At 57.0% G+C, this 23,599-nt stretch carries 18 protein-coding genes; 15 read left to right on the forward strand and 3 right to left on the reverse strand.

All coding sequences use genetic code 11. The annotated features are described in order from the left end of the window. The first annotated feature begins 57 nt into the window (after nt 1–57). Nucleotides 58–1,770: a GGDEF domain-containing protein gene (locus HC757_RS06430; RefSeq protein ID WP_169563490.1), complete on the forward strand. Its 1,713-nt coding sequence runs from the start codon at nt 58–60 to the stop codon at nt 1,768–1,770. Between the two features lie 5 nt (nt 1,771–1,775). Here HC757_RS06430 and HC757_RS06435 read toward each other — a convergent pair whose 3' ends face one another. Further along, entirely contained in the window at nt 1,776–2,141 is a 366-nt protein-coding gene (locus HC757_RS06435) for an Hpt domain-containing protein (protein ID WP_169563491.1), read from the reverse strand. Between the two features lie 620 nt (nt 2,142–2,761). Between HC757_RS06435 and gltB the strand changes: the two genes are divergently transcribed. The 6 genes from gltB to HC757_RS06465 all read left to right on the forward strand — a co-directional run bounded on the left by gltB (nt 2,762) and on the right by HC757_RS06465 (nt 11,681). After that, nucleotides 2,762–7,228, forward strand: a complete 4,467-nt coding sequence (gene gltB / locus HC757_RS06440) for a glutamate synthase large subunit (protein WP_169563492.1) — start codon at nt 2,762–2,764, stop codon at nt 7,226–7,228. A 5-nt stretch (nt 7,229–7,233) separates the two neighbouring features. Continuing rightward, complete coding sequence (locus HC757_RS06445; protein ID WP_169563493.1) at nt 7,234–8,640, forward strand: FAD-dependent oxidoreductase; 1,407 nt, start codon at nt 7,234–7,236, stop codon at nt 8,638–8,640. Nucleotides 8,641–8,834: 194 nt separating this feature from the next. Next, complete coding sequence (locus HC757_RS06450; RefSeq protein WP_169563494.1) at nt 8,835–9,527, forward strand: 5'-methylthioadenosine/adenosylhomocysteine nucleosidase; 693 nt, start codon at nt 8,835–8,837, stop codon at nt 9,525–9,527. Nucleotides 9,528–9,545: 18 nt separating this feature from the next. Next, nucleotides 9,546–10,535, forward strand: a complete 990-nt coding sequence (locus tag HC757_RS06455; RefSeq protein ID WP_169563495.1) for a cobalamin biosynthesis protein CobD/CbiB — start codon at nt 9,546–9,548, stop codon at nt 10,533–10,535. A gap of 95 nt (nt 10,536–10,630) precedes the next feature. After that, complete coding sequence (locus tag HC757_RS06460) at nt 10,631–11,008, forward strand: DUF2721 domain-containing protein (protein WP_169563642.1); 378 nt, start codon at nt 10,631–10,633, stop codon at nt 11,006–11,008. Between the two features lie 199 nt (nt 11,009–11,207). Next, complete coding sequence (locus HC757_RS06465; RefSeq protein WP_342343046.1) at nt 11,208–11,681, forward strand: nuclear transport factor 2 family protein; 474 nt, start codon at nt 11,208–11,210, stop codon at nt 11,679–11,681. Between the two features lie 84 nt (nt 11,682–11,765). Here the strand turns inward: HC757_RS06465 and tyrS are convergent, their stop codons facing one another. Continuing rightward, nucleotides 11,766–12,962 (reverse strand): tyrosine--tRNA ligase, encoded by a 1,197-nt coding sequence (gene tyrS / locus HC757_RS06470; protein ID WP_169563496.1) that lies wholly within the window; start codon nt 12,960–12,962, stop codon nt 11,766–11,768. A gap of 125 nt (nt 12,963–13,087) precedes the next feature. On the opposite strand from tyrS, the gene HC757_RS06475 reads away from it, so the two are divergent. From HC757_RS06475 to ettA, 5 genes are all read left to right on the forward strand, one after another. After that, nucleotides 13,088–14,545, forward strand: a complete 1,458-nt coding sequence (locus HC757_RS06475) for a peptidoglycan DD-metalloendopeptidase family protein (protein WP_169563497.1) — start codon at nt 13,088–13,090, stop codon at nt 14,543–14,545. Next, on the forward strand, nt 14,542–15,651 hold the full coding sequence (locus tag HC757_RS06480; RefSeq protein WP_169563498.1) for an anhydro-N-acetylmuramic acid kinase: 1,110 nt from the start codon (nt 14,542–14,544) through the stop codon (nt 15,649–15,651). Before HC757_RS06475 ends, HC757_RS06480 begins: the two co-directional genes overlap by 4 nt. Nucleotides 15,652–15,864: 213 nt before the next feature. Further along, nucleotides 15,865–16,245, forward strand: a complete 381-nt coding sequence (locus tag HC757_RS06485) for a DUF2750 domain-containing protein (protein ID WP_169563499.1) — start codon at nt 15,865–15,867, stop codon at nt 16,243–16,245. Between the two features lie 80 nt (nt 16,246–16,325). Further along, nucleotides 16,326–16,784 (forward strand): hypothetical protein, encoded by a 459-nt coding sequence (locus HC757_RS06490; RefSeq protein ID WP_169563644.1) that lies wholly within the window; start codon nt 16,326–16,328, stop codon nt 16,782–16,784. A 300-nt stretch (nt 16,785–17,084) separates the two neighbouring features. Beyond that, nucleotides 17,085–18,752: an energy-dependent translational throttle protein EttA gene (gene ettA / locus HC757_RS06495; protein ID WP_169563500.1), complete on the forward strand. Its 1,668-nt coding sequence runs from the start codon at nt 17,085–17,087 to the stop codon at nt 18,750–18,752. A gap of 63 nt (nt 18,753–18,815) precedes the next feature. Here the strand turns inward: ettA and HC757_RS06500 are convergent, their stop codons facing one another. After that, nucleotides 18,816–19,697 carry a LysR family transcriptional regulator gene (locus tag HC757_RS06500; protein ID WP_169563501.1) on the reverse strand — a complete coding sequence of 294 codons (882 nt, stop codon included), beginning with the start codon at nt 19,695–19,697 and terminating at the stop codon, nt 18,816–18,818. A gap of 131 nt (nt 19,698–19,828) precedes the next feature. Between HC757_RS06500 and HC757_RS06505 the strand changes: the two genes are divergently transcribed. The 3 genes from HC757_RS06505 (at nt 19,829) to HC757_RS06515 (ending at nt 23,593) form a co-directional block, all read left to right on the forward strand. Further along, the gene (locus HC757_RS06505) at nt 19,829–20,764 is read left to right on the forward strand and encodes an MBL fold metallo-hydrolase (RefSeq protein WP_244623228.1); all 936 of its coding nucleotides are present in this window, start codon (nt 19,829–19,831) and stop codon (nt 20,762–20,764) included. Nucleotides 20,765–20,834: 70 nt separating this feature from the next. Then, nucleotides 20,835–21,488 carry a DsbA family protein gene (locus HC757_RS06510; protein ID WP_169563502.1) on the forward strand — a complete coding sequence of 218 codons (654 nt, stop codon included), beginning with the start codon at nt 20,835–20,837 and terminating at the stop codon, nt 21,486–21,488. Between the two features lie 638 nt (nt 21,489–22,126). After that, on the forward strand, nt 22,127–23,593 hold the full coding sequence (locus tag HC757_RS06515) for a methyl-accepting chemotaxis protein (RefSeq protein WP_342343047.1): 1,467 nt from the start codon (nt 22,127–22,129) through the stop codon (nt 23,591–23,593). The last annotated feature ends 6 nt before the right edge of the window (nt 23,594–23,599 follow it).

A 23,599-nucleotide genomic window follows, 5' to 3' on the forward strand; every position in this document is an offset into this window, starting at 1 on the left:
CCAATACAGGGGGGGCATCTATACTTTTTGAGTCGTTTCCAAATGGGATATAGAGGAATGAAGGGGGTTGTCGCTGGACTATGCTTACTCCTGCTGCTGCCATTCGCCTATGGCAAAGTGAATCTTTCCGAAGGAAATCGACTCTTACCCCTGGCCTCGCTATACAGCCCCCTGAACGTTGGCAACGCCCACGCACTGAGTCTGTATCTGGATAGCCAGGCCACCGAAGCCCAATTCCACTCGGGCCCCTGGCAAAGTCTTACCATCACCAATACCCAACAGAAAACCGGCCTCTGGTATCTGACCCAAGCCGATGCCCGCCAGGTATCCCCCCTGTTGGTACGCTCGGGAGACAAGCTGACCCCGCTCGCGGGGAAAACCTTCATCTGGCCCATGGCAACCCATGTCTATTTGCTGACCCTGGGTCCCAATGAAACCAAACAACTCTTGGTTCAGCATGATAACAGCCCGACCCAACTCTGGTCTGCGGCTTGGTGGCAAGACTGGCAGGACACGGCATCCGCCTGTGGTTACTTGCTGATCGGGGCCTTGAGTGGTCTCTGCCTCATGCATCTGGCCCTGTGTCTGCTACAGGGGGGCAGGTGCGGCGATTTACTGCTCTTGCAGGCGTTGAATATCACCTTTTTAATCAACAACATCTGGGTTGCGGATAAACACTTGTCTTTCTTTATCAACCTGCCGCTGCCTCTGCTGGCCTTCTCACTGGTGCTGCTCTTCAACCAGGCCGAGCCCCATCTGGCCAAGACAATGTCGGAACGAGCGCTGCTCAGCGTCAGGCTATTCCTCTGTGCCTGTCTGGCATTAGCCATAACCTCGTTATTCTTCGTGAACTCAACCTGGTATGACGCCATGCTTTTTATCCTGTTATTCAGCATAGTGAGCCTGACCGGCTTGCTGTTGCACGGAATGAAACAGCACTTCCAGCCCCATTATTTGCCCCTCATAGGGATCTGCTTATGTCTGGCCAGCATGACTGTGACTCAGTATCAACTGACGCTGGTCACCGAACGCTTGTATCTGTACTTGCCCCTGCTGGCACTCAATCTGCTGGCGCTGACACTGACCATGCTCAACTCAGCCCCCCAGAGGCAAGCACGCCTGAGTCGGGACAACATGAGTCCGGCCGAAGCCCTCAGCAATAATAGATTAAGGTACGAAACCTTAGTGCAACAGCTGGCCGAACTGCAGATAAATTACAAACTCCTGCTGGAGAAAAATGCCATAGATTTCCTCACCGGCTTGAAGAACAGGCAATTTTTCAACGAAAAATACCACCGTGAGCTGACCCAGAGCATGCGGGAACAACAGGCTCTCAGCCTGATCATCATAGACATAGACTTTTTCAAGAAAGTGAACGACAAATACGGTCATCAGACGGGAGATGAGGTGTTGCAAGCCGTCGCCAAGCGGTTTTACGCCGTGCTCAAGCGTCCGGCAGATTCAATCTGTCGTTACGGTGGCGAAGAGTTTGCCGTGCTCCTGCCGAACACAGAACTGCAGGGCGCCGCCCACGTTGCCGAGCTCATTCGCAAGAGCGTCAAGAGCAAACCCATACTGACCAATCAGGGGGAAATTCACGTCACGGTCAGCCAGGGCATAGCCTCAATGGTGCACTCTGCCGAAACACCCACAGACAAGCTCCTGAACAGTGCAGACAAGGCACTGTATCAGGCCAAAAACTTGGGCAGGGACAGGATAGAACTGGCGCCGACAAAACCTTATATAGTCACTGCCGGGCGCCAAAGTTGATGCCATCAGGCTTTGGCTTGCAGGAATTGCTTCAACTGTTGCAAATCATCGAAGGCATGTTCGACTATGACATTGAGCCAATTCGCGTGGCCCGCTTCCCATTCGGCTTCCTCGCCATGTTGCAACAACTGGGCATACTGCTGGATGCGTTTCAATCCAACCGAGCCCGCCGCCCCCTTGAACTTATGCGCTTCGCCGCACAGGGTCTCCTTATCGCCGCTATCATAGGCTTTTTGGAGGTTGGCGACATATTCGGGCATCAATTGCTCAAATAAAACCACACTTTTCAATAAGGTACCTGCACCTATCGCACTACAATATTGATCCAGGGTATTCAGATCCAGGATTGCTTCTAATTCCATTGTGGCCATGAAGGCACCTCTTAAAGACTGTCAAATGCTTAATACCGATTCACCCCATAATACCCACTAAAATGTCAGGTGCAACTTAATAGCGGCAACAGAGTCCAGATAGCGCCAGATTTAACCCATGTGCTTGCGGTTAGCGCCTGTTGTGGGCAACAGCCGTGAGCCCAGGCATAAATGCGCCGGCCGTCGAAGGCATGACACAGAGCCGCACCGCCGCGGCCTGGGCTCAGGCTATCGGGTGCGCCACTATCGCATAAAAAAATGAATAATTAAGCAAAAAGGGTAATTTTTTAACTATTCTTCAGTATCTGTAATGAAAATCACTGTCCGTGAATTTAAAAAATTCGGCATAAAATGTTGCCAAAGCGTAAATCAAAAGTCTCACCAATTTTAAAATTCTTTTTATTCATAATGTTATACAAGCACTTCCACAGTTTACGTTAACGTAAATCAACTATATTTACTGCAAAAAATCTGCTGAAACGCCATGAGTATAGGCAAATTTATGGTTTGACCTTTGCTGAACCCCAGGCTAATTTGGGTGGTTCGGGTGCATATCTATATAGAATGTCTGTTACATTTCTCCCGAGTCGTATTTAGCCGAGGTTTAGGGAGGTTTCTGTATGAGCTTATATCATCCCAGTTTTGAGCGGGACAACTGTGGTTTTGGACTGATAGCACAGATGGATGGCGAAGCCAGCCACAGGATAGTGCGCACAGCCATCCATGGTCTGGATCGCATGAAGCATAGAGGTGGTATTGCCGCCGACGGTCGCACGGGAGACGGTTGCGGCCTGTTGATGCAAATGCCCACCCAGTTTTTCGAAGCGGTCGCCGCCGAAAATGACTGGCACCTGAGCCGCAAATTTGCCGTCGGCATGCTATTCCTCAGCCAGGACGAAGACAAGGCCCAACTGGCCAAGCACCTGCTGGAGCGTGAGTTGGAGCGGGAAACCCTCAGCATCGCCGGCTGGCGCAAGGTGCCGGTCAATCCCGAGGTGTTGGGTGAAATAGGCAAGGCCAGCCTGCCGCAGATAGTACAGGTGCTGATCAACTCCCCCATAGGCTGGCGCGAGAAAGATCTCGAGCGGCGCCTCTATATGGCCCGCCGTCGCTTGGAGCAGCAGATAGTCGACGACAGCGACTTCTATGTCGCCAGTCTCTCGGGCCAGGTCATAGTCTACAAGGGCCTGATGATGCCGGTCGACCTGCCGGCCTTCTACACGGATCTGGCCGATATCCGCCTCAAGAGCGCCATCTGCCTGTTCCACCAGCGCTTCTCCACCAACACTTCGCCCAAGTGGCCGCTGGCACAGCCTTTCCGCTTCCTGGCGCACAATGGTGAGATCAACACCATCACGGGCAACCGCCAATGGGCCAGGGCTCGCGCCTACAAGTTCAACTCGCCGCTGCTGCCGGATTTGCAGCAGGCGGCGCCCTTCGTCAATGAAACGGGTTCAGACTCCTCGTCGCTGGACAACATGCTGGAGATGCTGCTCAGTGGCGGCATGGATCTGTACCGTGCCATGCGCCTGTTGATCCCGCCGGCATGGCAAAGCAACCCGGAGATGGATGATGAGCTCAAGGCCTTCTACGACTTCAACTCCATGCACATGGAGCCCTGGGACGGTCCGGCGGGCATAGTCATGACCAATGGTCGCCATGCCGCCTGCGCCGTCGACCGTAATGGCCTGCGGCCCTCGCGTTATGTGATCACCAAGGACAGGATACTGACCCTGGCCTCGGAAGTGGGCATCTGGGACTATGCCGCCGATGAGGTGATAGAGAAGGGCCGTGTCGGTCCCGGCGAGCTGCTGGTGCTCGACACCCTCAACGGTCGTCTGTATCAATCCTTCGAGATAGACAACGATCTCAAGCGCCGTCACCCCTATAAGGAGTGGATGGCGAAAAATAGCCGCACCCTAATTCCCGCCGAGCAACTGGCCTCGGAGCAACATGGCGCCAGCGAATTCAGCCCGCAGACGCTACTGAGCTACCAGAAACTGTTCGGCTATAGCCGTGAAGAACTGGAACAAGTGATCTGGGTGCTGGCCAAGCAAGGCGAGGAAGCCACAGGCTCCATGGGTGACGATACCCCCATGGCGGTACTGTCGAGGCAATCCCGTTCCCTGTACGACTATTTCCGGCAGAAATTTGCCCAGGTAACCAACCCGCCGATAGATCCGCTGCGCGAGAAGCACGTGATGTCGCTCACCACCTGTATCGGCCGGGAGCAGAACCTGTTCAACGAGACCACGGGTAACGCCTATCGGGTGATGTTCGACTCCCCCATATTATTGTTCAGCGATTTCAATCAATTGCTGGGCCTGGACAGCACTTACTATCGCGCCAACAAGGTGGATCTCAACTATGATCCCAGCGAAGGCCTGGAGCATGCCATTCGCCGCATCACGGACGAGGCCGAACGCCTGGCCCGCTCCGGCACTACCCTGCTGATCCTCTCGGATCGCGCCATCGCCAAGTCGGCACAAGTCATCCCGGCCGCCATGGCCGTGGGCGCGGTGCAACAGATGCTGGTAGACAAGAGCCTGCGCTGCGACACCAACATCATAGTGGAGACGGCATCGGCGCGGGATCCGCACCACTTCGCCGTGCTGCTGGGCTTCGGCGCCACCGCCATCTACCCCTATCTGGTCTACGAGTCCATCTCGGATCTCGCCAAACGCCATGGTGCGGGCGACGGCGCCAACACGAGTGACACCACGGCCCTGATGCTCAACTTCCGTTACGGCATAGAAAAGGGCCTGCGCAAGATCATGTCCAAGATGGGCATCAGCACGGTCGGTTCCTACCGCTGCAGCCAGCAGTTTGAAGCCATAGGTCTGGCGAGCGATGTCATCAGCCTCTGCTTCAAGGGAGTCATCAGCCGCATCGAAGGAGTCAGTTTCCAGGGTATTGCCGATGATCAACAGCTGCTGCATAAGGCGGCCTTCAGGCCCCATGTGCCCCTGCCCCAGGGCGGACTGCTCAAATATGTCGAGGGTGGCGAATACCATAGCTTCAACCCGGATGTGGTCAACAGCCTGCAGGCCTCGCTCAAAGACAAGGACTATGGTGCCTACAAACAATTTGCCCAACTGGTAGATCAGCGCCCGGTCGCGACCCTGAGAGATCTCATCGGCATCCAGGGCGACCAGGCACCCATCTCCCTGGCAACCGTCGAAGCCGCCGGCACGCTTTACCCGCGTTTCGACAGCGCCGCCATGAGTATCGGCGCCCTCAGCCCCGAGGCCCATGAGGCATTGGCCATCGCCATGAACCGTCTCGGCGGGCGCTCCAACTCGGGTGAAGGCGGCGAAGATGCCCGCCGCTTCAACAGCGAGCGCAACTCGGCCATCAAACAGATAGCCTCGGCACGCTTCGGGGTCACGGCCCATTATCTGGTCAACGCCGAAGTGCTGCAGATCAAGGTCGCCCAGGGCGCCAAACCGGGCGAAGGCGGACAACTGCCGGGTCACAAGGTGAGTGTCGAGATCGCCGGCCTGCGCCATGCCAGACCCGGGGTGACACTGATCTCGCCGCCGCCACACCATGACATCTATTCCATCGAAGACCTGGCGCAGCTGATCTTCGATCTCAAGCAGATCAACCCCAAGGCCCTGGTCTCGGTGAAGCTGGTGTCCGAGCCAGGTGTTGGCACCATCGCCACCGGCGTCGCCAAGGCCTACGCCGACATGATCACTATCTCAGGTTACGACGGTGGCACTGGGGCCAGCCCCATCACCTCGGTCAAGTATGCCGGCAGCCCCTGGGAATTGGGGCTGGCCGAAGTCCACCAGTCGCTGGTGGAAAACGGCCTGCGGCATAAGATACGCCTGCAGGTCGACGGCGGCCTGAAAACCGGCACGGACGTCATCAAGGCGGCGCTGCTCGGCGCCGAGAGCTTCGGCTTCGGCACTGTGCCCATGATAGCGCTCGGCTGTAAGTACCTGCGCATCTGTCATCTCAACAACTGTGCCACCGGGGTCGCGACCCAGGATAAGCATCTACGGGATAACCACTACCATGGCTTACCCGAGCGGGTGATGACTTACTTCGAATTCGTCGCCGAGGAAGTGCGCGAATGGATGGCGAAACTCGGCGTGGCGCGCTTCGAAGACTTGGTCGGTCACAGCGAGTGGCTCCATGCCCTCGAAGGCCAAACCAGCAAGCAACAGGGGCTGGATCTGTCGCCTATCCTCTATCGGCCCAAGCTGCCGGCAAGCTCGGCGCTCACCTGGCAGGAAACCAATCCACCGGCGGATCAGGGCTTGTTGAACCAACACTTGCTCAACGAATGCCGGCAGGCGGTGGATCTGGGCGAAACCTTCGAGGCCGCCTATGCCATCAACAACACCGACCGCTCGGTCGGCGCCGCACTGTCGGGCTACATAGCCGGCAAGCTCGGCGTCAAAGGCACGAAGCAAGCCCTGAGGCTTAACTTCAGTGGCAGCGCCGGCCAAAGCTTTGGCGTGTGGAATAGCCCAGGACTCGAACTCAGGCTCTGCGGTGACGCCAACGACTATGTCGGCAAGGGCATGTCCGGCGGCAAGCTGGTCATCAACCCGCCGCTGGGCAGCCCATTCCAGAGTGAGCGCAGCGCCATCGTCGGCAATACCTGTCTGTATGGCGCCACCGGCGGCAAGCTGTTCGCCGCCGGCCAGGCGGGCGAGCGCTTCGCAGTGCGCAACTCTGGGGCCATCGCCGTGGTCGAAGGCACGGGCGATAACGCCTGTGAGTACATGACGGGCGGCATAGTAGTGGTGCTGGGCAAGACGGGCGTCAATTTCGGCGCCGGCATGACGGGCGGCTTCGCCTATGTGTTCGACCAATTCGGCCGCTTCAACCGCAGGGTCAATACCGAGCTGGTCGATACCCAGAAGCTGGAGTCTCCGATCCAACAGCAACACCTGAAGGGCTTGATCCAGGAGCATGTGGCCGAAACCGGCAGCGAACATGCCAGCGCTATCCTGGAGGAGTTCGATAACTGGCTGGACTGTTTTGTGTTGGTGAAACCTAAAAATATCGCCGTCGCCGATCTGCTTAAGATAGAGCAGTCGAGCCCGGAACTAGCAGTAAGAGTGGGGTAAGCAGCATGAGCAATGATTTTCAATTTATCGAGGTCGGACGCCAGGATCCTGCCAAGCACCCGGCGGCCAAACGTGCGACTCAGTTCATCGAGATCTATCAACCCTTCTCCCAGCCCCAGGTGGCCGAGCAGGCGGATCGCTGTCTGGATTGCGGTAACCCTTATTGCGAGTGGAAGTGCCCGCTGCATAACTATATCCCCAACTGGCTGAAGCTCGCCGAGCAGGGGCGCATCATGGAAGCGGCGGATTTGGTCCACGAGACCAATACCCTGCCGGAGATCTGCGGCAGAGTCTGTCCCCAGGACAGGCTCTGTGAGGGCGCCTGTACCCTTAATGAGGGCTTCGGTGCCGTTACCATAGGCAATGTGGAGAAATACATCACAGATACCGCCATCGCCCAGGGCTGGCGGCCGGACATGACCAAGGTCAGCCCGCGCAGCGAGCGGGTCGCCATAGTAGGTGCCGGTCCTGCCGGTCTCGGCTGTGCCGATATCCTGGCGCGCAACGGCGTCAAGGCGGTGGTGTTCGACAAGTATCCCCAGATAGGCGGCCTGCTGACCTATGGTATTCCGTCATTCAAGCTGGACAAGGAAGTGATGGCGACTCGCCGCAGCGTGCTCGAAGGCATGGGCATAGAGTTCAGGCTCGGCGTCACCATAGGCAAAGATCTGGCGTTCGCCCAGCTGCTCGAAGAGTACGATGCCGTCTTCCTCGGCATGGGCACCTATACCGCCATGAAGGGCAACCTGCCGGGCGAGGACGCCCAAGGGGTACACCAGGCACTGCCCTACCTCATAGGCAACACACATCACATAATGGGCACCCAGGATGAGGCCACTCCTTACCTGAGCCTGGCTAACAAGCGGGTGGTGGTGCTGGGCGGCGGCGACACCGCCATGGATTGCGTGCGCACCGCAGTGCGCCAGGGCGCCACCCAGGTGACCTGCGTCTATCGCCGCGACGAGGCCAACATGCCGGGGTCGCGGCGTGAGGTGCAAAATGCCCGCGAAGAAGGGGTCAACTTCCTCTTCAACCGTCAGCCGGTCGAAATCGAGACCGTCGCCGGCCGGGTGAGCGGCATCGCCTGTGTCGAGACCCGGATGGGCGCCGCCGACGCCAGTGGCCGTCAGAGGGCCGAAGCCATCCCCGGCAGCGAGCAGGTGCTGGAGGCAGATGCCATCATCATCGCCTTCGGTTTCCAGCCGAGTCCTGCCCCCTGGTTTGCCGAGCATGACATCGCCCTGGATCAATGGGGTCGGGTCGAGGCCAACAAGCAGAGCGACAACCCCTTCCAGACCAGCAATCCCAAGGTATTTGCCGGGGGCGACATGGTAAGGGGCTCCGACTTGGTGGTCACGGCCATCGCCGAAGGTCGGGATGCCGCCATGGGGATACTCAACTACCTGGATTAACCCGGGCACATAGGGCTCGAGTGAAATGCCGGCGCATCCATGGATGCGCCGGCATTTTTTGCGCCGCCGCCAAACTGGCCCGACGTCTTAGGCGACTAACATTTTCATCACTCTATGCTATATTAGCGCGCATATTTTACCCCGATAAGCCTGCGGACTCACGGCGCAGCTTATTGTTATCAGGAAAGATCCCCATGAAACTAGGTATCATAGGCGCTATGGAGCCGGAAGTGGCTCACCTCATCGCCTCGATGAAGCACCCCAGCTCGCAAACCATTGCCGGCATTGAATTCGTATCCGGCCAACTGGCAGGCAAAGATGTGGTAGTGACTCGCTCCGGCATAGGCAAGGTCGCCGCCAGCATAGCCACGACCCTGCTGATCGAGAAATTCGCCCCGGATGCGGTGATCAACACAGGCTCGGCCGGCGGCTTCGTCGACACCCTGTCCATAGGCGACATAGTCATTTCCTCCGAGGTGCGGCATCACGATGTGGATGTCACCGCCTTCGGTTATGAAATGGGTCAAATGGCACAGCAGCCAGCGGCATTCATCCCGGATGCACGCCTGGTCGCCGCCGCCAAGCAGGCGATTCAGCACCTGGGTGAAGTCCAGGCCATCGAAGGTCTCATCTGTACCGGCGACAGCTTCATCTGCGATCCCGAGCGCACCGCCACCATGCGCAAGCATTTCCCAACCATGGCTGCCTGCGAAATGGAAGGCGCCGCCATTGCCCAGGTATGCCACCAGTTCAAGGTCCCCTTCGTGGTGATCCGTTCCCTGTCGGACAATGCCAACAACGATTCGCCGGTGGATTTCGATGCCTATCTGGTCAAGGCCGGGCACCATTCGGCCTTGATGGTCATGGCACTACTAGAGCAACTCTAAGCGGCAGAGACTGAACCCATGACTACCCCCTTCTATGAGCAATTGGTCCTTGTCGATGGCAACTTGTTTGAGGGATTCCTGGTTCTGTTTTTTGCCCTGCTGTTGGCACGACTGGCACCACTGCCGCGGGAAATGCAGCCGCTGATCTGGTTCGGCCATCTGGCCAAGCGACTGGCCGCCAAGGTCAACAAGCCGGAACGCTCGCCGTCACAGCGGGTCACCGCCGGCTTGCTCGCCAGTCTGCTGTTAATCTTGCCCTTCTGGGGCATCATCAGCTTCCTGCTCGAACTGGCGGCCTTCCCCTGGTTTTTCGAGTTTCTGGTGCTGTACCTCTGCCTCAGTGACGCCAGCTTCAGCCAGGTGGCCGACGATGTCGCCCAGGCGCTGGAGCGGGATGACAATGCCGGCGCCAAGCGCCTGCTCCGTCTCTGGGTGGCGCGTGATACCCAGAATCTCTCCCCCGTGGGGGTGAGTAAGGCCACCATAGAGAAACTGGTCTCCTCGCCGGTTTACGGCACGGCGGCCACCCTGTTCTTCTTCGGCCTGGCCGGCGCCTCGGCGGTATTGGCCGTGCGCATGCTCAAGCAGCTGGAACTGGCTTGGCCGGCACTGGACCCACGCTATCGCCACTTTAACCGCCCCGTGTACCTAACCAGCTCAGTGCTGCTGCTCATCCCCTCCTGGTTATGGAGCTTTTCGCTGGCGATCCAGGGCGGGCCCAGGGCGCTGAAGGCGCTACTGAGTCCACCCGTCAGCCGCTTCCCGCTGGGAAATACGCTGCTGAGTCTGCATGTCAGCGCCACCATATTGGGCCTGGAACTGGGCGGACCGCAGAAGTTCAACAACATACGGATCGCCGTCGAGCCCATAGGCCGGGGGCCGCTGCCCAACGGCGCCCAGATCCGCCCTGCGGTGAAACTCGCCTCCCGCGCCTGCGCGCTCTGGTTCAGTTCCGTGGTCATTTTACCTCTGCTATGGGCAGGCCTGCGCTGGCAACAGAGCCTCTAACCACTTGTTTTAAAAGATACCCATGAGTCATACTCTTTGGGCCATATTCCAGAGTCATTAGTTCATAGAAAGAGGCTGCCATCTTGCTGGAAAATATACACCTGTCGCTGACGACCCCCGCCCTGCTATTCCCGGCGATATCTTTGCTGTTACTGGCCTATACCAATCGCTTCTTCGCCCTGGCGGCATTGATCAGGAGCCTGAGCGGCGAGAATAAACCCGTACATGACGATCAGATCAAAAATTTACGTCAGCGGATAGTGCTGATCCGCAGGATGCAGGAGGCCGGCGTCTCCAGCTTCGCCCTGTGCGTGCTATGCATGATCTTCCTCTACGCAGGCTTCACCCAGACAGGCTCGGTGATCTTCGGTTGCAGCCTGCTCCTGCTGCTGTATTCGCTGATCTTGTCCGTGATAGAGATACGCATCTCTGTCATCGCCTTGAATATTCACCTCAAAGAGATGAGCAAGTAAGCGAGTGCCGCCGACAAAGCCCGGGTTGCAGAGCCAATGCCATGGTCCCTGCATCCCGAGCTTGATCGCAGCCCCATGAGTAGGCATTATTCGAATATTGTGTCTGGCGAGCCGCCCCATACGCCCGAGCCCTGGCTTACCCGGGCCTGACATACCACAAGCCGCGCGGCGGCTGATATAAAAACAAAGAGACCTTAGTGTGCGAATACTCTGCTTCATCCTCAGCCTCTTGTGTTTGCCCGTGTCGGCAAATTCGGGTGACATGCCCGAGGAACAACGGCTGGCGATGCGTTATCTGCAGGCGCTGACCGAGCATGATTACCCTGCCTTGAAACGCTTCTACAACCGCGACAGTGTCTTTTATGACAGGACCGCCGACCGCAAATACAAGGGACAGCGCCACATCATAGCTTTCCTCGAGCGAGCCCATGAAGGGGTGCTCGAATATGAATTCAATATCGAGCATATGTTCAACTCCGGCTCCCTGGTGGTGATGATAGGCAACTATCATTTCAAGGGGCCGGGCGAACAATTCGGCAAACCAGGCAAGATCATCGACATCGCCATTCCCGGGGTGACCAGCCTCAAGCTGGACATGCAGCATAGGCGAGTGATGGAACACTTGGATCTGATGGACTATCAGACCATGTCGGATCAATTGGCCGGCCAATAGGCGTTAGGCCGCAACGACGCCCACAAAAAAGGGTCTGTACTCAGTACAGACCCTTTTTTAATCGGCTCGAAAACACGCTATGAGTCAGCTCACACTGACCTTGGCGAACTTGCGCTTGCCGACCTGGAACACAGCTTGGGTACCCGCGGGCAGCAACAGCCGGCTGTCATCCAGCTTGTCGCCGTCCATCTTGACCGCACCTTGCTTGATCATCCGCATCGCATCCGAGGTCGAGGCGACCAAACCTGCGTCTTTGAGCAGGTTGGCGATCGGCAGGCCCTCAGGGGCAATCAAGGCCACTTCGGGGATGTCATCCGGGATGGCACCCTTCTGGAATCTGTCGATAAAGGCCTGGTGGGCCGCTTCGGCAGAGGCTGCATCGTGGAAGCGGGTGATGATTTCCTTCGCCAGGAGTATCTTGGTATCCCGCGGGTTGGCGCCCTGGGCAATATCCTGCCTGAACTGTTCGATTTCGGCCAAGGGACGGAATGACAGCAGCTCAAAGTAACGCCACATCAGCTCATCCGAGATAGACATTATCTTGCCGAACATCTCGTTGGCCGGCTCGCTCACGCCTATATAGTTGTTGGCCGACTTGGACATCTTCTTGACGCCGTCCAGGCCTTCGAGCAGTGGCATCATGATCACCGCCTGGGGCTTCTGGCCTTCGGCCTTCTGCAACTCACGCCCCATCAGCAGGTTGAACTTCTGATCCGTGCCGCCCAGCTCGACGTCGGCCTCGAGGGCAACAGAATCATAGCCCTGCAGCAGAGGATACATAAATTCGTGAATGGCGATCGACTGGCCGGAAGCATAACGCTTCTTGAAATCGTCCCTTTCCATCATACGGGCAACCGTCTGCTTCGACGCCAGGCGTATCATGCCGGCGGCGCCGAGCGGCTCCAGCCAGCTGGAATTGAATTCGATGCGGGTCTTGGCCGGGTCCAGGATCTTATACACCTGTTCCTTGTAGGTCTCGGCATTGGCCAGCACTTGCTCACGGGTCAGTGGCGGGCGCGTGCTGTTCTTGCCGCTCGGATCACCCACCATGCCGGTGAAATCACCTATGAGAAAGATGACCTCATGGCCCAGCTCCTGGAACGCTCTGAGTTTATTCAGAATAACCGTGTGTCCCAGGTGAATATCCGGCGCCGTGGGATCGGCACCCAACTTGATCCTTAAGGGGCGGCCTTCCTTGAGTTTTTCCAACAGATCCGCTTCGAGCAAGATCTCGTCGGTACCACGTTTAATTTCTGCTAATACTTGGTCTAAATCAGCCATCTGGGCAGCGACTCCTGGGCCTTACGCATAAAATAATGGCGCTTATGTTACTTGTTAGCCAGTCTAAATGAAAGTGTGTACACTAAGGGGATAATAAAGAGCTCAGGAAATTGGTACAGTCGTCGATGGGAAAGGTCATTAGGGTATTCAAATTACTGCCGAAAAAGCATCAAATACTGCTCAGCATCCTCATGGTTATCCTGACCGTCACAGTATTGCTGCCCGCCGAAGATGCCGAAGCGTCCAGACAAACCCGGGACCAGACTATCGAGATCAATACCCGTTATCCAGTGCCCTTGGCATTTCGCACTCCGACACCGCCTTCGGCCACCGAGACCAAGGCAGCGGCAGACACCTCGGCCCAGTCCCAGCCCTTGTTACAGTCCCAATCACAATCTCAATTACAATCACAGTCACAGCCTGAAGCAGAGTCGGCTCAGCCGCTCCCAGACACAGCAGAGGCGACCGAGCTCGCCAGACATGCAGACGTTGAGCATTTTGAAGTCAAAGCGGGCGACACCCTGGCGGCGCTGTTCAATCGCGCCGGCCTGAGTGCCAGAGAAGTCTATGACATCACCCAGTTGCCACTGGCGAAGAAAAACCTGTTGAAAATCATGCCAGGGGAAGAAATTGTCATCGCCAAAGATGCCAAGGGTGAACTGACAGAGGTCAGTTACCGGGTCGATGCCATCACGACCTTGCTGATCAGCAAGCAAAACCAGCAATACCAGGAGCGCATGTCGGTCAAGAAGGTCGAAGTACGCACCCAGTTTGCCAGCGCCAATATCAAGAGTAACTTCTGGAATGCCGCCATAGATGCCGGCATGACCCCAAACCAGGTGATGCAGCTGGCGACTGTCTTCGGCTGGGACATAGACTTTGCCTTGGATCTCAGAAAAGGCGACAACTTTGCCCTCCTCTATGAACAGGAATATGCCGACGGTGAGTTCTTGCGCAACGGCAACATACTGGCAGCCGAATTCATCAATCAGGGTGAGCGCTATACCGCGGTGCGCTATAGCGATGGCAATTATTATTCGGAAAGCGGCAACAGCATGCGCAAGGCCTTCCTGCGCTCACCGGTCGACTTCAAATACGTCAGCTCCAACTTCAACCCCAAGCGCCTGCACCCGGTAACGGGCCAGGTCAGGGCCCATAGAGGCGTGGACTATGTCGCCGCCATAGGCACGCCGATCAAGGCGGCCGGCCGCGGCAAGGTCGTAGCGTCAAGCTACAATCAGTACAACGGCAACTATGTGTTCATCAAACACAATGACACTTATACCACCAAATACCTGCACCTGAGCAAACGCCTGGTCAAACAGGGACAAACCATCAAGCAGGGGCAGATCATCGGCAAGCTGGGCAAGACAGGCCGGGTCACTGGCGCCCACTTGCACTATGAATTTATCGTCAACGGGGTGCACCGCAACCCCCGCACCATCAGCCTGCCCAAGGCCGAAGCCATAGATAAGCGCGAAAAACAGCAATTTACCGCCCTCAGCCAACAACTCATGGCTACACTTCAACATGACAAGCAAGTACAAGTTGCCATGCAATCAGCCAGCGGACCCGAATCATGAAAACCGCCTATTACATTGGACTCATGTCAGGCACCAGCATGGATGGTGTCGATGCCGTACTGGTGGACTTCGCCGACGGCCAGCCCAGGCTCATCGCCAGCCATAGCGAAATGATCCCGGCGCACTTGCTCAAGGGATTGCAGCGCTTATGCCAGTCCGATAGCGATGAAATCAACCGCCTGGGCAGGCTGGACCGCAGTGTGGGGCAACTCTTCGGCACGACGGTCAATCGCCTCATAGAGATGAGCGGCGTCGCCAGGGAAGACATAATAGCCATAGGCAGCCATGGACAGACTGTCAGGCATATGCCCAATCTCGAAATGGGCTTCACCCTGCAGATAGGCGATCCCAACACTATTTCAGTCGAGACAGGCATAGACGTGATCGCCGACTTTCGCCGCAAGGATATCGCCCTCGGCGGTCAGGGCGCCCCCTTGGTGCCGGCCTTCCACCAGCAGATCTTCGCCGCCGCCGGCCGGCAGCGGGTGATACTCAACATAGGCGGCATAGCCAATGTGACTTACCTGCCCGGCGACAGCGACCAGGTGCTGGGCTTCGACACAGGCCCAGGCAATACCCTGATCGACGGCTGGATCCAACAGGTCAAGAACGAAGCCTTCGACTTCGATGGCCAATGGGCCGAGTCGGGCAAGACAGATGACGGCCTGCTGCAGCACCTCTTGTCTCATCCCTATTTCGCCCTGGATTACCCCAAGAGTACGGGACGGGAACTGTTCAACCAAGCCTGGCTGGAGCAACAGATGGCGCCCTATGCCAATCTGGACGAGGAAGACATACAGTCGACCCTGCTGGATTTGACTTGCCACAGCATAGCCAATGACATCAACAAGCTCTCCCCCCGGGGTGAACTCTTCGTCTGCGGCGGCGGCGCCCTCAACAAGACGCTGATGCAGAGACTGACCGCCCTGCTGCCGGGTTATCAGGTGCAAACCACCTCTGTGCTGGGCATAGACGCCAAATGGGTCGAGGCCATCGCCTTCGCCTGGCTCGCCATGCGCCATCATCTGGGGCTGCCGGCAAACTTGCCTGCGGTCACGGGCGCCTCGCGTCCGGCCGTACTCGGCGGTCGCTTCAGCGCCAAGTAGCGGCCATTGACTGAGTCCGGACCAGGCACCTGGCGCCACCAACAGTGACAAATGCGGACTTAGTCGGCTCTTCTCTTTTTCAATTCCACCGCAGATGATACCATGCCCCATCTGGCTTTTTTGCTGCGTCGCCCCCGGGCCACCCATCAAGCTCGCCGCAGCAGTTACCACCTATTTATCACAGACAATCCAAGCACGAGAGATACCTATACCATGAGCGACACTGCAAAAAAACTGGCCGAGATCACCGCCATGACTCCGGAAGCACGTTACGATTATATGGTCGAGCAAATCAAGGCAGATAAGACCCTCTGGACACTGCAAGATCAAGACGGCTGCGTCATGCTGACCACGGAAGAAGAAGACTGCATTCCCATGTGGCCAAACGAAGAGAGTGCCGCACTCTGGGCGGTCGACGAATGGAAAGACTGCCAGCCTCTGGCGATCCCACTCAATGAATGGCAGGAAAGATGGGTTTCCGGCATGGAAGACGATGATCTGTTCGTCGCCGTATTCCCGGTGCAGGACGATCTCGGTGTGGTGATCCCGCCTTATGAGCTGGACCAAAGACTCACTCCCAAGACACGTCACTGAGCCGGGTCGTGAAGGAGGAAACAGCCTTGAGCGAGAAAGCAGCCTTGAGCGAAAAAGCAGCCCTGAGCCAAGAAACAGACTTGAGCGAGGAACGAGCCCAGGAAGAAGCCGCTGTCGCGAGCGAGTCGAGCCCCAAGCCCAAGGCGAAACTCCCCAAGCGCTTAGCCGCGCTGATGCTGCTCTATGTGGCGGCCTCCGTCAGCGGCCTGCTGGCCAAGCAAGGAGTACTCTTCTGCGTGCTGACGCTGTTCATGGTAGTGGCTGTACTGGGGCGACAGAAGACGGCCTTGATTCTGCTCAGGGGCTACACCTTGGTGCAGTTGTTCCTGCTGAGTCTGCTGCCGCTGGTCCTGTATGACCCGGACAACCTGGTGGCCGGCCCAACCACGGTCCACCTGGGCGAGTGGCAAGCCAAGCTGCCCGACTATCTGATCTTCATCGCACTGCTGCTGTTGGCCCTGCTGCAAGTCTGGATAGCCTTCAACGCCAAGGTGAAGGCCTGGTTCAAGCCCAGGATCAATCTCAACATCATGGGCTGAGCGGCTCAATGAGCCCGCAGACTTCCCTCTGCGGGCTTTTTTACAAGAGCACAGACGAAACCCAAGCTCACAGCCCATGTCAGCCCCTAGCCAGCCATACCTAGCCAGCCCCTATCCAGCCGCTCATGTTTAGCCGGCCAAAGGGTCTGTTCGCCGGCAATTCAGTCCCCAGCAGAACGCACATACAGGCCACAAGTTCCCGGCTTCTTTCATCCCTGCTTCTTTCATTCCGGCATCTGGCAGCCGAGGCCGCTATTTAGTAAACTGCCAGGCATCATAGGTCACTTAAGATGAAGATAAATGGCTCAGTTTGTATACAGCATGCTGCGGGTGGGCAAGATAGTCCCGCCCAAGAAGCAGATCCTTAAAGATATCTCCCTCAGCTTTTTCCCCGGCGCCAAGATAGGTGTGCTGGGCCTCAACGGCTCGGGTAAGTCGACCCTGCTGCGCATCATGGCCGGCATAGACACGGAAATCGAAGGCGAAGCCCGCCCCATGCCTGGACTGAAGATAGGCTATCTGCCCCAGGAGCCCAGGCTCAATCCCAACCAGACGGTGCGCGAAGCCATAGAAGAGGCGGTGTTCGAGGCCAAGAATGCCCTGACCCGCCTGGACGAGGTCTACGCCGCCTATGCCGAGCCGGATGCGGATTTCGACGCCTTGGCCAAGGAGCAGGGTGAGCTGGAAGCCATCATCCAGTCTCAGGATGCCCACAACCTGGATCACATACTCGAGCGCGCCGCCAACGCCCTGCGCCTGCCGGACTGGGACGAGAAGATCGAAGTCCTGTCCGGTGGTGAACGCCGCCGGGTCGCTATCTGTCGCCTGCTGCTGGAAAAACCCGAGATGCTGCTGCTCGACGAGCCGACCAACCACTTGGACGCCGAATCCGTCGCCTGGCTGGAGCACTTCCTGCAGGAATACGCCGGCACTGTGGTGGCCATCACCCACGATCGCTACTTCCTCGACAACGCCGCCGGCTGGATCCTGGAACTGGACCGTGGCGAAGGCATTCCCTGGGAAGGCAACTACTCTTCCTGGCTGGAGCAGAAAGACGCCCGTCTGCAGCAGGAATCCGCCACAGAGAGCGCCCGCCAGAAGACCATAGCCAAGGAATTGGAGTGGGTGCGTCAGGGAGCCAAGGGACGTCAGTCCAAGGGCAAGGCCCGCCTGGCCCGCTTCGAGGAGCTGAACACCAATGACTATCAGAAGCGCAACGAGACCAACGAGCTCTTCATTCCGCCAGGCCCACGCCTCGGTGACAAGGTCATTGAAATCAACAATCTGACTAAGTCATACGGCGATCGCGTGTTGATCGACAACCTGTCGTTTACCGTGCCCAAGGGTGCGATAGTCGGCATCATAGGCGCCAACGGTGCCGGTAAGTCGACCCTGTTCCGCATGTTGTCCGGCGCCGAACAGCCCGACAGCGGCACCATAGACATAGGGGATACGGTGCAGCTGGCGTCGGTGGAGCAGTTCCGCGATTCCATGAACGACAAGAATACCGTCTGGCAGGAGATCTCCGGCGGCCTGGACATCATGCGCATCAACAACACGGAAATCCCCAGCCGCGCCTATGTCGGTCGCTTCAACTTCCGCGGCGGCGATCAGCAGAAGATCATAGGCACACTGTCGGGCGGTGAGCGCAACCGGGTGCACCTGGCCAAGCTGCTGCAGGCCGGCGGCAACGTGTTGCTGCTCGACGAACCGACCAACGATCTGGACGTCGAAACCCTGCGCGCGCTGGAAGAAGCCCTGTTGGAATTCCCCGGCTGCGCCATGGTGATCTCGCACGACCGTTGGTTCCTCGACCGCATCGCGACCCATATCCTGGACTACCGCGACGAAGGCCAGGTCAACTTTTACGAGGGCAACTACACAGAGTACACAGCCTGGTTGAAGAACACCTATGGCGCCGATGTAGTCGAGCCCCATAAGCTGAAGTACAAGCGCATGAGCAAGTAAGGCGGCGAAGACAAGAACGGAGACCCTGGGTCTCCGTTTTTTTTCCTGCTGTGCACTCAAGCTTCACTGGGCGGCGAAATGTGCCACCAGGCTGTCCAGCATCAGCCTGAGCGCCGGCGGCAAGTGTTTGCGGGATTGATAGACACCATAGATACCCAAGGACTGGGGTCGATAATCGGGCAACAGCAGCTGCAATTGCCCCGAGTCCAGATAGGGCTGCGCCGCCAGCACAGGCTGCATGGCAACCCCCTCGCCGGCTAAGGCCGCCTCCAACACCACCATGGAATCGTTGGCGCTGAAATTCCCCCGCACCGGCACCTTGAAACTCCGCCCTTCGCGCTCGAATTGCCACAGTGCATCACCAAAATAGGAATAACTCAGGCAGTTATGCAAGGTTAAATCTTCCGGCGAGTTCAGACCGGGTCGCGATGCCAAATAGGCAGGCGCGGCGCAGATGACAGAATCACAGCGCCCCAAGCGTCTGGCGATCAGACCGGGATCCAGTTCATTGGTGATGCGAATGGTGAGATCTATGCGCTCGGCGATCAGATCCACCGTCTGGCTGCTCACGTGCAAATTCACACTCGCCTCCGGATAGCTCGCCAGATACTGCCGCACCACGGGGGCGAGTATCTGATGCGCGACAAACTGGGAGCAGCCGATGCGCAGCAACCCCCTCGGCATGGCCGTGCCATGATCCACCGCCGGCACTTCGTTGGCCAGCTCCAGCAATCTATGGCAATGGCCCAGCACTCGCTCGCCGGCCGGTGTCAGGCTCAGGCTGCGGGTCGAACGGTGCAACAAGCGTGACCCAGACCAGTCCTCCATTTCCGCTAAATAGCGGGTCACCATGGAGCGGGACATCGCCAGCGCGTTCGCCGCCGCGACCAGGCTGCCACGCTCTACTATGGTCACAAATACGTTCGCCGCCGTGAGTCTATCCATTATTCGCTCGATTCATGCAACAAAGATGGGCAAATACTAGCGTTTATCCGATGATTTTTGCAACCTATACTGGGCTCACTCCTGCAGCAGCGACTGTCGGCAGACTATTATTCGAGACGAGAAGCGAGCCCATGATGCACATATTACCCCTTAGCCTTTCCAACCCTCTTTCTACCCGCCTTTCTGCCACAGTATTGAGCTCGGCCTTACTGCTGACGGTTTTGAGTCCCGGGGTCGATGCCGCCCCGCTGCAAGTGACGCATTTCAACCCCGGCGCCGACAGCATCTTTCCCGTGACGTCCAGTTTCATCAGCGGCGAGCACGAACTGGTCCTGGTCGATGCCCAGTTCCAAACTAATGATGCCCAGACCTTGGTGGATACCATCAAGGCCAGTGGCAAACGCCTGACCAAGGTGTTCATCAGTCACGGCGATCCGGATTTTTACTTCGGTCTGGCCCTAATCAGGGCCAACTTCCCCAAAGCGGAAATCCTCGCCACCCCAAGCACCCGTGCCCATATCCAGTCCTCCATGGCGAGTAAACTGGCCTACTGGGGACCGATACTGAAAGACAATGCCCCCAAGGAGCTAGTCCTGCCCGAGGCGATCACCGGCGATAGCTTCAGTGTCGATGGTGAAACCGTCAGAATAATTGGCTACCGGAGCCAAGATCCCGAGCATAGCTTCCTCTGGGTACCTTCGGCCAAGACCATCACAGGCGGGGTCGAAGTGTTCGACGGTATGCATATGTGGATGGCGGACACCCAGACAAAGGCATCACGCCAGAACTGGTTGCAGCATCTCGATACCATGTTGGCCTTGCAGCCAGAGGCGGTGATCCCCGGCCATTACCTGGTGAACCCTGAGCAGGGCAAAGCCTCCCTGGATAAGCGTGCCATAACCGCCACCCGCGACTATGTACAGACATTCGAACAAGCGGCGAGCCAGGCAGACAACGCGGCTCAACTGATACATAAGATGCAGCAGAGCTACCCAGAATACCGCGGCGCCGGCCTGCTCGACATCAGTGCCAAGGTGATCATGGGCGAGATGGCCTGGCCACAATAAGCCGCCGACTCGACTTTCCTGAAGACCAAGGCCGGGGCATTGCCCGGCCCGATACCCAAGAGAATACCCCATGACACAGACAGCCAGACTCCACGCCATCATAGATCCCCTCTGCGGCTGGTGTTATGCCGCGGCGCCACTCTTGGCTGCGGCCGCAGCGGCGGGCTTTAACATAACACTGCACGCCGGCGGCATGCTGACAGGCACCAGGTGCAGACAGATAGATGCCGCATGGCGCGACTATGTGATCCCCCAGGACTTACGCATCGCCGAACTCAGCGGTCAGCCCTTCGGCGCCGCCTACTTCGACGGCCTGTTGCGCGACACCTCAATCCTGCTGGACTCGGCCCCGCCCAGCATCGCCATGCTGGCGGTAGCCGCCATGGGCGGCGACAGCCTGGCATTCTTGCACCGAGTGCAGCTGGCCCACTATCGCGACGGACACTGCGCCAGCGACAAGGCCGGATTAACGGCACTGGCACAGGCGCAGGGATTGGCGAGTGATAGCTTCTTGGCTCACTATGCCCTGAGTGCCGCCGGGCTGACACCACATCTGGAGGCTTCGCGGGCGTTGCTCCGGCGCCTGGGGGCCCGGGGATTTCCGGCCATCGCCATGGAACAGGCGAACGGCGACCTACGGCAGCTAAACATCAACCGCTTCTACGGCCAGGCCGATGCCTGGGTCGCCTACCTGGAAACCCGGTACGCCGCTATGCACTCCTGAGGCACTCCTGAGATGCTCAAAGCAGCACTCGCCCAAGAGCAAAAAACGAATGCCTGCCGTTGAGGCAGGTATCTATCAATCAATATTTGAGCACTGATGCAGCTGATTTTAATCCGGATCGGCTTAACGCGCCGATAAACAGGTTATCCATCTCAAACTTCGTCAAATTAATATCCAAAGTCAATTTAATGACACGATTTTAAATTATTAAAATCAATTTTAAACAGGTTGTTTTTCACTCCAACTCAGTACATAAATAAGCCAAGACAACCTATCCCGGCTTATTTTTTCGGCATGAGAAAGAAGGGTAATCCCTTGTAAAACAAAAATCTTGCCACAGGAAAAGCCAATAAAACAGGGCTGGACAGCATATAACCAATTCCTGGGATACACGGAACATTGGCTCTAACCGTATGACTTACTAATAAGAATATTTTCATGTTATTATTTGGCTACGATTTTATCGATTGATCATCCAGGGTTTGCCAATGAAGTTAAACAGCCTGAAAATAAGACATAGAATTGTCTTGCTCACCTTTGTGGCCATCGCCTCATTCGTTGTTTCTTTAATAATCAACAATCAGAGTGTGCAACAAAATGCTGAGCGCTTAAATGGACTTCAAACTCAGCTCTACCCTGTGCTTAATTTAGCCACTGTCAATCAAGGCCTGCTCATTCAGCTGGAGCAGCACATACAGACGGCTGTGACCACAGGGGAAGAAGACAGCTTGACCACGGCCAACAGCATGGTGGAACAAATATTCAGCAACCTGAACAAAATCAAAACCTTGCTTCCGACAGAAACGTCCGACGCGGCCAGGTTACAGGCTGAATTGACCTTGTACCACACCAACGCCAAGGCCTTGGTGACCGAATTTTTGAAGGACGATGTCGACTTCAACAGCATCAAACGTCAGGCGGCCGATAATGCCGGGCGTTATGAAGACTTGGTAGCACAATTTAACGGCAAACAAGCCGCCTTTGACGAGCTATTCCAGGAGAGCATCCAAACGACCCTGGCCAGTTCGAACAGTGCCGTAAAATCTATGTTATCAATAGGTTTGTTGGCTTCTGTCATCTTGATAGTGGTCGGCTACCTGGTCAACCGCTCGATTATCGTCACCCTGGAGAATGTGACGGACTCGCTGCAAAATATCTCTGAAGGCGAAGGGGATCTGCGGGCGCGCATAAGCTATGACGGCAAGGATGAGATTGCCACCCTGGTCCATTGGTTCAATCAATTTGTCGCCAAGCTGCAGGTTTCGATCGCCGATACCCAGCAGACCAGCGACAGCCTGAGCTCAGTGTCCAGCAGTTTATTGGCCAGCAGCACCAACAGTGAACTGACGGTAAAACAACAAAATGCCGCCATAGAAGAGATCTCTCACGCCATGCGGGAAATGTTCATCAGCGTCGGGCAGATAGCCGAATATGCCACCAATGCCGCATCCGAGGCCGACCATGCCAACCTGGAAGCACTTGAGGGCCAGAAAGTGGTCGCCAATGCCGTCAAGACCATAGAGCAACTCGCCGCAGAAGTGCAGACCACGGCCGTCATAGTCAATCAGTTGGAAGCCTTTACCAGCAATGTGAACGATATTCTGGATACCATCAGGGGCATTGCCGATCAGACCAACCTGCTCGCCCTCAATGCCGCCATAGAAGCCGCCAGAGCCGGCGAGCAAGGACGGGGCTTCGCCGTGGTGGCCGATGAAGTCAGGACCCTGGCTTCACGCACCCAGGCATCGACCCAGGAAATTCAGCAGGTACTGCAGGAATTGCGCTCGACATCCAAGCAGGCCGTCGATGCCATGCAGCGTGGCATAGAAACGGCCGCCGAAGGGGTCAAATCGACCTCGCTGGCGGGAGATGCCTTAACCAGCATCACGGCCAAAGTCAGCGCCATCACGGTAGTCAACGACCAAATTGCCGCCGCCACAGAAGAGCAACACAATACCTCTGAACAGATCCAGGACTATGTGGCCGACATAGAGAAGTACTCGCTAAACGTTAAAACAACGACAGATGAAATGGGTAATATCAGTGCCGACATTCAGAATATCAGTCGGCGCCTGCAATCTATTACGGGTCAATTTAAAGTTTAACGGGAT

The organism is Shewanella salipaludis (assembly GCF_012911865.1).
Taxonomy (GTDB): Bacteria; Pseudomonadota; Gammaproteobacteria; order Enterobacterales; family Shewanellaceae; genus Shewanella; species Shewanella salipaludis.